At 59.1% G+C, this 12,028-nt stretch carries 9 protein-coding genes; 2 read left to right on the forward strand and 7 right to left on the reverse strand.

The features are described 5' to 3' along the window. Positions 1-3: 3 nt before the first annotated feature. Both mltA and HUO12_RS12945 read left to right on the forward strand, forming a co-directional pair. Positions 4-1,299 carry a murein transglycosylase A gene (mltA, locus tag HUO12_RS12940; RefSeq protein ID WP_176273993.1) on the forward strand — a complete coding sequence of 432 codons (1,296 nt, stop codon included), beginning with the start codon at positions 4-6 and terminating at the stop codon, positions 1,297-1,299. Continuing rightward, entirely contained in the window at positions 1,296-1,883 is a 588-nt protein-coding gene (locus tag HUO12_RS12945; RefSeq protein ID WP_176273994.1) for a Smr/MutS family protein, read from the forward strand. Before mltA ends, HUO12_RS12945 begins: the two co-directional genes overlap by 4 nt. A 3-nt stretch (positions 1,884-1,886) precedes the next feature. On the opposite strand, the gene HUO12_RS14680 is transcribed toward HUO12_RS12945, so the two are convergent. From HUO12_RS14680 to aroC, 7 genes are all read right to left on the reverse strand, one after another. Further along, on the reverse strand, positions 1,887-3,494 hold the full coding sequence (locus HUO12_RS14680; protein ID WP_176273995.1) for a GMC family oxidoreductase: 1,608 nt from the start codon (positions 3,492-3,494) through the stop codon (positions 1,887-1,889). Between the two features lie 213 nt (positions 3,495-3,707). Then, complete coding sequence (katG, locus tag HUO12_RS12955) at positions 3,708-5,882, reverse strand: catalase/peroxidase HPI (RefSeq protein WP_176273996.1); 2,175 nt, start codon at positions 5,880-5,882, stop codon at positions 3,708-3,710. 127 nt (positions 5,883-6,009) lie between these two features. After that, the gene (ahpF, locus tag HUO12_RS12960) at positions 6,010-7,599 is read right to left on the reverse strand and encodes an alkyl hydroperoxide reductase subunit F (protein ID WP_176273997.1); all 1,590 of its coding nucleotides are present in this window, start codon (positions 7,597-7,599) and stop codon (positions 6,010-6,012) included. 250 nt (positions 7,600-7,849) lie between these two features. Continuing rightward, the gene (gene ahpC / locus HUO12_RS12965) at positions 7,850-8,416 is read right to left on the reverse strand and encodes an alkyl hydroperoxide reductase subunit C (protein ID WP_176273998.1); all 567 of its coding nucleotides are present in this window, start codon (positions 8,414-8,416) and stop codon (positions 7,850-7,852) included. A 172-nt stretch (positions 8,417-8,588) separates the two neighbouring features. Beyond that, a complete protein-coding gene (locus HUO12_RS12970; RefSeq protein WP_176273999.1) occupies positions 8,589-9,503 on the reverse strand; it encodes an alpha/beta hydrolase in 915 nt (304 codons plus the stop codon). A gap of 117 nt (positions 9,504-9,620) precedes the next feature. Continuing rightward, positions 9,621-10,652, reverse strand: a complete 1,032-nt coding sequence (locus tag HUO12_RS12975) for a fatty acid desaturase (protein WP_176274000.1) — start codon at positions 10,650-10,652, stop codon at positions 9,621-9,623. 125 nt (positions 10,653-10,777) lie between these two features. Beyond that, positions 10,778-11,848: a chorismate synthase gene (aroC, locus tag HUO12_RS12980; protein WP_176274001.1), complete on the reverse strand. Its 1,071-nt coding sequence runs from the start codon at positions 11,846-11,848 to the stop codon at positions 10,778-10,780. Between the last annotated feature and the right edge of the window lie 180 nt (positions 11,849-12,028).

A 12,028-nucleotide genomic window follows, 5' to 3' on the forward strand; every position in this document is an offset into this window, starting at 1 on the left:
GTCATGGCCGCTTCGGCAATAAAGGAGCGGCGTGTTTGGGTTCAGCGCAGCCTTGTTGGCTTGGCGGGGCTTGCTCTGCTGAGCGCATGTGTGCGGCTGGTGCCGGATGCGGTGCCACCACAAACGGCAGTACCGACGGCACCTGAACAGCCTGCGCCGCAATACGAGAATGCAGCGGCCGCAGGCGTCACGCGGGGGCCAAGCATTGGTGCGCTTCCCTTTGATGATACGGATGCGGGGACGGCGCTCGTCGGCTTTCTCGACAGCTGCCCGCAATTGCTGCGCCGGGAGGACAAGAGCCTTCTCACTTACGGCGCGGACTGGCAGGAAGCCTGCAGCGCGGCTGCCGACTGGCCGTTGAAGGATGCCCGCACTTTCTTCGTCAAGCATTTCGAGACCGCCCGCATCGGCGATGGAAACGGCTTTGCGACCGGCTATTTCGAGCCGGAGATTGCTGGGTGCCGGACGCCGCGTGCTGGCTGCGATACGCCTGTCTACGCGATGCCACCTGACTTGATCCGTCGATGGCCGGCAGATACTCCGCAGTCAGAACGAACCGGACGACCGCCGCTCGGCCGGTATAGCGATCAAGGCGAATTTGTGCGTTACTACGAGCGTTCGGAGATTGTCGGCGGCGCGCTGGAAGGTAGAGCTCCTGTCATCGCTTACGTCGCGGACCCGATCGAATTCTTCTTCCTGCAGATCCAGGGCTCTGGCCGCTTGAAAGGGCCTGATGGCGAAGTCATCCGCATCGGCTATGCTGGGCAGAACGGGCGCGGCTACACAGCGATTGGCGCAGTCATGCGCGAGCGCGGTTTGATCGGTGATGGCACGCCTTATCCGACCTCCATGCAAGGCATCGTGGCCTGGCTGCGCGACAATCCCGCGCGGGCTAACGAGATCATGAACACCAACCAGAGCTGGATTTTCTTCCGCGAGCTCACGGGCGATGGACCGCTCGGTGCCCTTGGCATTCCGGTACGGCGCGAGACTTCGGTTGCCGCTGACCCGCGCTTTGTCCCGCTTGGTGCGCCGGTATGGCTCGATTTCGAACGGAATGAAGCGGATGGCTTGTGGGTCGCGCAGGATACTGGCGGCGCTATAAAGGGCGCAAACCGATTCGATACATTCTGGGGCGCTGGCGAGGATGCGCGCCAGATCGCGGGCGGCATGAGTGCCCGCGGACAGGCACTCCTGTTCCTGCCTAAAGGCACCGTTGGTCGATTGAATGCGCGCTATGGCGCACCGCCCAATCCACTCAATGGACCCGACGCACCGCAGAACCGGCGCGAGCGGTGAGCGTTCCGCGCGGACTGACCGCGGAAGAAGCCGCTGCCTGGGCGAAGCTGGCGCAGTCCGTGACGCCGCTCGAAGGCAAGGCCGCGCCTAAAGCACTAGAGATCAAGGCAATAGCGCAAGTCAGCGGTCATGCCGACCTGCTCGAAGCAGCATCACATGCCGTGCCGATCAAGCGTCCGCGCAAAGCTCCTGTCGCAAGGCCGCGCACATCGATGCCCGCGCAGCAGCCTTCCGCACATGCGGGCCTCGATTCGCATTGGGAGCGTAGATTCAAAGGCGGCGGAGTTCAGCCTGATGTTACACTTGATCTGCACGATCATTCGCTGGATGCGGCCTATCAGCGCTTGATGAGCGGGCTTGATCAAGCGCGTGCCATCGATGCGCGCGTCGTCTTGCTGATTACAGGAAGACCGCGTCCGGTTGATCCGGCAGATCGCGCGACACGGCGCGGCGCGATCCGTGCGAAGGTACTCGACTGGATTGCCGCGAGCCGTCATGAGGGTTCGATTGCAGCGGTTAGGAAAGCGCATCAGCGCCATGGCGGCGAAGGGGCGCTGTATCTTGTGATGAAGCGTCGCCGCTAATCGTCAGGCGTTTTGCTCGCTCAGCATCATGCTCGCGGCTTTCTCTGCGATCATGAGGATCGGAGCGGTTGTGTTGCCGCTGACATGGGCCGGCATGACAGAACCGTCGACCACGGACAGACCTTCAACGCCGCGAACTTTAAGCTGAGGATCGACAACCGCGTCCTCGTCCTCGCCCATCCGGCATGTGCCAATCGCATGGGCATCAGAGCCGGCATGGTCACGCAGCCATTGCTCCAGCTCTTCATCGCTCGCGACTTCGAGTGAGGGTGACATCCTCTTGCCGGTAAAGGGCGACATCGGTTTCTGAGCGAATATCTCCCGTGCCAGACGAATGCCCGAGCGGGCGCGCTCCAGATCTTCGCGCTCTGCGAGGTAATTCGCATTGATCGCAGGGCACGCACTGGGGTTTGCCGAGCGCAAACGGATCGTACCGCTGCTTTTGGGGCGCGTCATGGAAATGCGGACATGAAAGCCATGCTCGCTTGCGTGCATAGGCGTTTCTTCATCCGGCAAAACACTTGCGAGCTGAAGCTTGAGATCAGGCCAGCTAGGCTCACGCTCTGCAGCCACATCCGAACACAGCATGCCGATGGCCCGCACGCTGCTATGAGCAAAGAACCCGCGCCGTGTGAGCAGATATTGCGCCATGGCTTTGCCGCCCTTGATGGGCCCGGCAAAGCGCAAGTCAGACAATTCTTGCGAGCTTGTCATGCCGATCTGGAAGCCCAGGTGATCACTGAGATTCCGGCCCACGCCTGCCAGCGGCACGTGTACCCCAACACCATGCTCGCGCAAATGATCGGGATCGCCAATGCCGGATAGCAGCAACAGATGGGGCGAGCCGATCGTGCCGCCGCTCACAATGACATGGCCGGCTTCAAAGCGTTGATCCTTGCCTTTGCGCCGGACGATCACGCCATGGCATTTCGCTTTGTCGATCAGCAACCGCTCGACCAGTCCTCCGGTTAGGACTGTGAGGTTTGACCGCGCCATCACGGGCCGCAGATATGCGCTTGCCGAGCTCGTTCGCCTGCCGTCGAAAACCGCTTGGTCTGGCGCACCTACACCGGTTGAAACCCCGCCATTGAGGTCTTCATTGAAACTGTGGCCTGCTTCGATCGCCGCTGCAATCCAGCCTTGCGCGATAGGGTGGTCGAGTGGAGCCTGGCTAACTTTGAAAGGGCCGCTTCGTCCGCGATAGGCATCTTCGCCGTGCTTTGCGCTTTCCGATCGTTTGAAGAACGGCAGGACATCTTCAAATGCCCATCCAGCATTCCCCAGTTTTGCCCAGTGGTCGAAATCCTGCGGAGCACCGCGCGAATGCTGCGCGCCATTGATCGTTGTATTGCCGCCGAGCACGCGACCACGAATCTCTTCGAGTTGACGGCCACTCAAATGCGCTTGTGGCTCCGTCTTGCAAAAATGGCTGTAGATTTGCCGCTTCAACATCGGACCCATGCCATTAGGCAGCCGGGCGAGCGGAGACCGGTCGGCAGGGCCTGCTTCGATCAGTAGAACGCGCGTCGAAGGGTTGGCTGACAGCCGATTGGCCATCACGCACCCGGCAGCCCCTGCGCCGACGACGATATAATCAAAACTGTGTTGCACGCGTGCTCAGTCAACTGATCCGAAACCGTGTTGTTGCCGCGCGCTTGTCTCAGGTCAATCGGCAAAACTCAGCATACGCACAGTGTCGCAAAATCGGTCACATGTAGCTCGTCACTTGAGTAACGCGCAAAAGCAAAACCCCCGACCGTTTGGCCGGGGGTCCTGAAGTGTTGAGAGACAGCGAACCGTCCGCTCAACGGGGGTCGCGTTTGATCAAACGTCGAAGCGGTCCGCGTCCATGACCTTAGCCCATGCTTTTGCAAAGGTGTCGAGGAAGAGCTGCTCGTTGCCGCTTTCCGCAAAGGTTTCCGCTTGGGCACGCAGGAGCGAATTAGAGCCGAAGATCAGGTCGGCACGGGTGGCCTTCCATTTCTCTGCGCCAGTCTTGCGGCAAGTGCCGACATAGGTTTCTTCCGTCTCGTCGGTCGGAGCCCATTTGGTGCTCATATCGAGGAGATTGACGAAGAAGTCGGTGGTCAGCTGGCCGGGACGGTCCGTGAAGACACCATGGCCAGTGTTACCGCTGACCGCACCAAGCGCGCGCATACCGCCGACCAGAGCTGTCATCTCCGGGATCGTCAGGCCCAGCAGATGTGCCTTGTCGATCAGCATGTCTTCGGTCTTGATGCTCGCCTTGGTCCGCAGGTAGTTGCGGAAGCCGTCAGCGAACGGCTCCAGCGGTTCGAAGCTCTCCGCATCGGTGTGCTCGTCGCCTGCATCGCCGCGACCGGTTGTGACTGAGAGGTTGATCGAGTTGCCTGCATCGCTCGCTGCTTTCTCGATCGCTGCGACGCCCGCAAGGACGATCGCATCGGCCATGGAGAGCGAGCCGCGATGTTCGTCGATCTTCGCAAGAACGCCAGCCAGTTCGGATGGGTCGTTTGCCGCCCAGTCTTTCTGCGGAGCGAGACGCACACGCGCGCCATTAGCACCGCCGCGGTGGTCAGAGTTGCGATAGGTAGACGCCGAGGCCCATGCCGCTTTCACGAGCTCGCTGACCGAAAGGCCTGAACCGAGGATCGCGGACTTGAAGGCAGAAACATCGCTGTCCGATGGCGTTGAGCCCGCCGGCACGGGATCCTGCCAGATCAGATCTTCTTCCGGCACTTCGGGACCCTGATAACGGACCTTAGGCCCCATATCGCGGTGGCACAGCTTGAACCATGCGCGCGCGAACGCGTCATCTAGCTGCTCTGGGTTCGCATGGAAACGCTCGGAGATCTTGCGGTAGTCCGGGTCCATCTTGAGCGCCATGTCAGCGGTCGTCATGATGGTCGGGACCTTCTTGTTCGGATCACGCGCGTCTGGTGCGAGATCTTCGGGATCAGGGTTGACCGGCGTCCACATCTTCGCGCCAGCCGGACTTTCCGTCAGTTCATAGTCATACTTGAACAGCAGGCGGAAATAGTCGTGGCTCCACGAAGTTGGATTGTTCGACCATGACCCTTCAATGCCCGAGGTCGTGATATTGCCAGCGGCGATCTCTTCCTCATCATTGAGCCAGCCGAAGCCCTGCAAGGCAAGATGCTCGCCTTCTGGTGCGCCGCCAAAGGAGTCAGCCGGAGCTGCACCGTGAGCCTTACCGAAAGCATGGCCGCCAGCGGTCAGCGCGACGGTTTCCTCGTCATTCATCGCCATACGCGCGAAGGTCTCACGCATGTCGCGAGCAGACTGAAGCGGATCAGGATTGCCGCCCGGTCCTTCCGGATTGACGTAGATGAGACCCATCTGGATCGCTGCTAGCGGGTTCTCAAGGGCCTTGCCTTCATCAGGGATAATGCGGGTTTCAGCACCTGTGTCGACCCACTGTTCTTCCGTACCCCAATAGACTGTTTCAGGCTCATAGACGTCTGCACGACCACCGCCGAAACCGAACACCGGACCGCCCATGCTTTCAATGGCGACGTTGCCTGTGAGGATGAACAAGTCAGCCCAACTAATGTGCTTGCCGTATTTCTGCTTGATCGGCCACAGCAGACGGCGCGCCTTGTCGAGGTTGCCATTGTCCGGCCAGCTATTGAGCGGGGCAAAACGTTGTTGACCGCTGCCTGCGCCGCCGCGGCCATCGCCGGTGCGATAAGTGCCAGCCGCGTGCCATGCCATGCGAATGAAGAACGGACCGTAATGGCCGTAGTCAGCCGGCCACCAGTCCTGGCTGTCGGTCATGAGTGCGGTGAGGTCTGCCTTCAGCGCATTATAGTCAATCGCGTTGAAGGCTTCTGCGTAGTCGAAATCCTCGCCCATCGGATCAGGCGAGCGTCCGCCCTGCATCAGCAGCTCGACATTGGCGGATTCTGGCCACCAGTCACGGTTGGTACGGCCCAGCAGAGTCCGCATTTCCTTACCGCCAAACGGGCAGCCTTCGATTGAACCGGTCTTCGCATCCATTGTCATCTTCTCCTGTCGACTTGTCAGAGACTCGGGGGGGGTGAGTCGCTCTATCGAAGGTCAAGATGACGGTTTCGGGTTAATCCGTCCAATCGATTAATTGAGAATTATTAATTGCCTGAGCCGATCACGCGGCTTGGGCGATGTTTTCAGCCGGCTCGGTGCGGATCAGATAGTCGAATGCAGTCAGGCCCGCATTCGCGCCGTCGCCCATCGCTGCGACAATCTGCTTGTAAGGTGCAGTCGTCCCATCGCCAGCGGCGAAGATACCGGGCACATTTGTAGCACCCTTCGCATCGACTATGATCTCACCGTACTTTGACAGTTCAACCGGACCGTCTGCGAGCCATTCCGTATTCGGCACGAGGCCGATCTGGACGAACACGCCTTCCAGCTCGACGCGATGCTCTTCATCGGTCTTGCGGTTCTTGTAGACGAGGCCATTGACCTTGCCGTCCGATCCGGTGATCTCCGTGGTCTGTGCCGATGTCAGGATTTCGACATTGCTGAGGGAGTGTAGCTTGGCTTGCAGGACAGCGTCTGCGCGCAACTTGTCGTCAAACTCGATCAGCGTGACGTGACCGACGATCTTCGCAAGATCGATCGCGGCTTCGACACCTGAATTGCCGCCACCGATCACAGCGATGCGCTTGCCTTTGAACAGCGGACCATCGCAGTGAGGGCAATACGCAACGCCCTTGTTGCGGAATTCCGCTTCGCCCGGCACGCCGAGATTGCGCCAGCGCGCACCGGTTGCAAGCACGAGGCTGCGCGCTTTCAAGATACCGCCATTGGCAAGCTCAAGCGTGTGCAATCCGCCTTCCTGTGTCGCCGGCTTCAATGCAACGCCGCGCGCATTCTTCATGAGCTCGATGTCGTTTTCAGCGACCTGCCGCTCCAGCTCGCCTGCGAGCTTGGGACCTTCTGTGTAAACAGTACCCGGCAAGTTTTCGATGCCGAGCGTATCGTTCAGCTGCCCGCCAAATCGATCCGTCGCGATCCCGGTGCGGAAGCCTTTGCGCGCGGTGTAGATGCCGGTCGCAACGCCAGCGGGGCCGCCGCCGACCACCAGAACTTCGAACGGCTCTTCCGCGGAAAGTTTCTCCGCAGCCTTCGCGTCAGCGCCATCATCGAGAAGGCTGAGGATCTCTGCCAGCTCCATCTTGCCATTGTAGAAGCTCTCGCCGTTGAGGAAGGTCGCCGGCACAGCCAAAACGCCGCGCTCTTCGACTTCTTCCTTGAATGCGCCGCCTTCGATCAGCGTCGCATTGATGCGCGGATTTTCCAGCGCCATCAGCGTCAACGCTTGCACCACGTCAGGGCAGTTGTGACAAGAGAGCGAGAAAAACATCTCAAACTCGAAATCGCCTTCAAGTCCGCGAACCTGCTCGATCAGATCAGCATCAACTTTGGGCGGATGTCCGCCCGCCCAGAGCAGCGCGAGGACAAGCGAGGTAAACTCGTGCCCCATCGGAAGGCCGGCAAAGCGTACCCATTTTTCCGCATCGCTTGCGCGGCGGATTATGAAGCTCGGCTTGCGGCCCTCGGTCCCGTCAAAGCGCGCCGTTACCATGTCATGCAGCGCGGCGATGTCATCGAGCAGCGCGCGGGTCTTTTGCGAGGTCTCGCAGTCACCCAGCGTCGCAACAAGCTCAATCGGTTCGCGCAGATTGGCGAGGTACGTAGAGAGCTGATCTTTCATGGCTTGTTCGAGCATGAGGCGAACTCCTTGGACTGGATGCGATGATGCCGCAGCACTCAATGCTGTGGCGGATTATGATTAGGTCCTGGGGAGAAATGTGGCCCGGAGCGCGGGTGGGAGGGAGAGGGAGGTTGCGCTCCGGGCCAGTTTGCGACCCGGGCCTTCGGGGGGCGAAGGCCGGGGCTTGCTTCGATCCACGCTATAGCCGGCGTGGTTACTCGAATTGGTTTTCGGGGTCCCCAGGAAGAACCCCTAGTCTGCGACCTTAGATCTTGCCGACGAGATCAAGCGAGGGCGCCAGCGTTTCGCTGCCTTCTTCCCATGCTGCCGGGCAAACCTGACCTGGGTTAGCGCGCACATATTGTGCTGCCTTGATCTTGCGGGTCAGTTCATTGGCGTTGCGGCCTACACCTTCACAGGTCTGCTCGACGATCTGGATTACACCGTCCGGATCGACCACAAAGGTCGCGCGGTCAGCAAGGCCGACGCCTTCGCGAAGCACGTCGAAGTTGCGCGCAAGTTCGTGGTTCTGGTCGCCGAGGAACGGGAAGGTGAGCTTGCCGATCTTCTCTGATGTGTCGTGCCATGCCTTGTGGCTGAAATGCGTGTCAGTGCTGACGCCATAAACTTCAACGTCCATGCCTTTGAGCATTTCGTACTTTTCGCCCAGATCTTCGAGCTCGGTCGGGCAAACGAAAGTGAAGTCCGCAGGGTAGAAGAAGAATACTGCCCACTTGCCTTTCACGTCTTCGTCAGTGACGTCGAAGAAGTCTTTGCCGGCCTGAAATGCAGTCGCCTTGAATGGCTTGATGGTCGAACCGATGATACCCATTGTGCTTTGTCCCTTGATTGGAGAGGTTTGATATTGTGCAGTGCACATAGTGATTGGTGCGATGCACAAAAGCGAAGAAACACGATTGTTTAGATCGAATTTTCCAATCAAGTTTTCAGGAACAAATTGGTTCCGGGGCAACAGTGAAAATCGCCGCGAAACCCGAGCCTTATTACTCCTTGTAGAGGTATCGGAAGCCATCCATCACGCCGCGGCCATAGATGGTGCGGTGGGTTTCGTTGTTATAGACTTCTGCATGCAGTTTGACCGAGGGATCCAGGTTGGGCCTGATGCGATCCACAAACTTCATCTGCAGCGTGTCGATCTGACCTTCAAGCTCGCCTGATCCCATGAAAACGCGCGCATCACGTTCCGGCAAGTCGAGAGATGCTGCGCTATCAACCAGAATGTTCTCGCGGTTCTCATCCCACGGCCACCACAGCGAAGGGCTTAGGATAAGGTAACGGTTGAACAGGTCCGACTGATAGAGAAAAGCATAGGTGCCATAGAGGCCTCCGTAAGAGTGACCGTAGACTGCGCGGTCGCCTTCGATGGTGCGGAATTTCGCGTCGACTTGCGGGATCAGCTCTTCGCGCAGGAATGCGCTGAATTTGTGCGCTTTGCCTTTGGTCTTCGCCGCTTGTTCAGGACTTGCGCCGAAGCTTTCGTCCCATGCGGGGCGCAAGTCGCGTTCACGCAGCTTGTAGAACGTGTCGTAATCGACGTCATAAGCAATCCCGACCAGAATCACTTCGGGCATCAACTTGTCCTTGGCGAGCCGCTGCACGACATATTGCATTGCGCCGAAATTGGTCTCTGCATCGGTTGCGTACACCACAGGATAGCGCTTGCCGGTCTGGTGGTAGTTGCGGGGGTACGCCACTTTGATGAGGTGCTCACCGCCCGTGTGCTGCGACGTGATCCTGAAGGTCTCGCTGTTCGCAAGTGTGACCGACGCTGGCTTTATAGGCGCTTCAGCTTGTGCAACCGGCGCTGTTTCAACGCTCGCGTTGTCTGCGCCAAGTGTTGCTGCTGCCCCCAGAGAAACAGCAGTAAATGCAGCCCAAGCCACTGAAATTTTGAGCAATTGTGATCCCCTCAATGTGATGGATCAGAGCCTAGAACGTCTCCAGCAGCAAAAGCGAGAACTCATGCCAATCCTTGCGATCAAGCGCACATCAATCGAGGTGGAGTGACCCTTAGGCTAGGCCATAGCGCGTTTCGCTTCGCGGAAGCTGACGAGCCGGCGTCGTTTCTCGTCATAGAGCGCGAGCAGGAAAAGACGCGGTGTTTGGCGCGGCGTGATCCGGTTCATTTCTCGCAGCTCCGGATAGGCCTCGAGCACATCGGGAAGGCGATAGAACGGAATCCGGCTCATCAAGTGATGCACGTGATGGACGCCGATATTGCCGGTGAACCAGCTTAGCATCGGCGGCAGGTCGAGATAAGAGCTACCCAGCATCGCGTATTTATGGAAAGACCACTCCTCGCGGTAATCCCATTGTGCTTCGTCGAACTGATGCTGGACATAGAACAGCCACACGCCGGTTGAAGCTGCGATCAGCAGCACTGGCAGAAACACAATCGCTACTGTTCCGGCGCCAAAGAGCAGCGCGAGGACGATTAGGATCGTGGCACTGACAGCATTGGTTGCAAGTGCGCTGATCCAGTAGATTGCGCCTGCTTTCATCAAGCCGATGGGTAGGCGGTGGCGCAGCAGGAAGAGATAGGCCGGGCCAAACCCAAGAAGAACGATCGGGTGGCGATAGAGCCGGTAGAACAGCCGCTGTATGCGCCCGCGGCTCATATATTCGTTGACCGTCAGCGTATCGACATCGCCAAATCCGCGCGCATCCAGATTGCCTGTGCTGGCATGGTGGAGCGCGTGGCTGCGCTGCCAACAATCGTAAGGTGTCAGCGTCAGCACGCCAATCGCGCGGCCAACCCATTTGTTACCATGCCGGTTTTTCAGGAACGCCTCATGTCCGCAATCGTGCTGGATAATGAACAGCCGCAGCAAGAGCAGCCCAGCGAGAGGGGTGAGCAGGAGTGCAACATAGTACCCCACATCCACTGCAAACAGCATGGCTGCAAACACAGCCATGAAGGGGATGAGCGTTGAGGCTAGCTCCCACGAGCTCCGGCTCAAACGCGGTGTGCGAAACTCTGCGAGCCGCTTGGTCCATTCGCGCGGATCAGGGGACGCCGCAGCGTCTGGCTCATGTAAATCCTGCATTGTCCATCCCATTGCAATATCGGAACTGTGTAGAGGTATAGCCTCGCCCAGCGCGTTTAAGAAAGCGTTGATCGAAACGCTTTGTGTGCAACCGACCTAAGCGCTTACTTGGCAGGCGCTATCGCTTAGCCCATTTGAGCGCGGTGCAGCAGCTTGTGGTCCGCGAGCACCAGCGCCATCATCGCTTCAACCACTGGCGTTCCGCGAATGCCGACGCATGGATCATGGCGGCCCTTGGTGCGGACCTGTGTTGCTTCGCCATCCGATGTGATCGAGTCCACCGGCGTCAGGATTGAGCTCGTCGGCTTGAAGGCAACCCGGCACACGACCGGTTGACCGGTTGAGATGCCGCCCGCCGTGCCACCTGCATGGTTGCTGGCATAGACTGGCTTGCCGTCTTCGCCGGGGCTCATCGCATCGGCGTTCTGCTCACCCGTCAGTCTCGCGGCTTCAAAGCCTGCGCCAATCTCCACGCCTTTGGTCGCATTGATGGTCATCATTGCTGCCGCAAGATCGCTGTCGAGCTTTGCATAGACCGGCGCGCCCCATCCGGCAGGAACGCCCTCAGCAACGCACTCGACGACCGCACCCAGTGATGAGCCATTCTTGCGTGCTTCGTCGACTCTCTCTTCCCAGCGTTTGGCTGCCCAGCTGTCTGGGCAGAAAAACGGGTTCTTGTCGATATCATCGAGATTAATTGCCTCGGGATCGATCCGGTCACCGCCCAGCTCGCAAACATAGGCTGTGATCTTCACTTCGGGGATAATCAGCCGCGCAACCGCGCCCGCTGCTACGCGAGCGGCTGTCTCGCGTGCGCTCGATCGTCCGCCGCCGCGATAATCGCGGATCCCGTACTTTGCATCGTAGGTGTAGTCGGCATGGCCGGGGCGATAGCTCTTGGCGATCTCCGAATAGTCTTTGCTGCGCTGATCGGTGTTTTCGATCAGCATGGAGATCGGTGTGCCAGTGGTGGTGTCTTCGAACACGCCGGACAGGATCTTGACGAGATCGGCTTCCTTGCGCTGCGTTGTAAAGCGGCTTTGCCCCGGCTTTCGCGCGTCCATGTAGGGCTGGATTTCAGCTTCGCGCAGAGTGATCCCCGGCGGGCACCCGTCCAGCACTGCGCCCAGCGCAGGCCCGTGGCTTTCCCCCCAGGTTGTGAATCGCAATGCCCGTCCGAATGTGTTCCAGCTCATGGCAAAGCCTCTTAGCGCAACTTGTGGGCCTGTCGAGACGCTTCGATTTCCTACATCGTTCACATGTGGGAGGAATGAGGCATGATGATTGCGCGCTATCCTGCTGTATTTGCTCGCTGTAGGGAGGCGTGCGCGCCGGGGATTTTTAATCTCCAGGACTGTGTAACATGTGTAACCAAC

The organism is Altererythrobacter lutimaris (genome assembly GCF_013371495.1).
GTDB classification, from domain to species: Bacteria; Pseudomonadota; Alphaproteobacteria; order Sphingomonadales; family Sphingomonadaceae; genus Erythrobacter; species Erythrobacter lutimaris_A.

What these genes read in the sequence shown, in the direction of transcription:
- mltA (WP_176273993.1), top strand. Translation starts at nt 4, where the DNA reads ATGGCCGCTTCGGCAATAAAGGAGCGGCGTGTTTGGGTTCAGCGCAGC.
- katG (WP_176273996.1), bottom strand. Translation starts at nt 5,882, where the DNA reads ATGGATGCGAAGACCGGTTCAATCGAAGGCTGCCCGTTTGGCGGTAAG.
- ahpF (WP_176273997.1), bottom strand. Translation starts at nt 7,599, where the DNA reads ATGCTCGAACAAGCCATGAAAGATCAGCTCTCTACGTACCTCGCCAAT.
- ahpC (WP_176273998.1), bottom strand. Translation starts at nt 8,416, where the DNA reads ATGGGTATCATCGGTTCGACCATCAAGCCATTCAAGGCGACTGCATTT.
- HUO12_RS12975 (WP_176274000.1), bottom strand. Translation starts at nt 10,652, where the DNA reads ATGCAGGATTTACATGAGCCAGACGCTGCGGCGTCCCCTGATCCGCGC.
- aroC (WP_176274001.1), bottom strand. Translation starts at nt 11,848, where the DNA reads ATGAGCTGGAACACATTCGGACGGGCATTGCGATTCACAACCTGGGGG.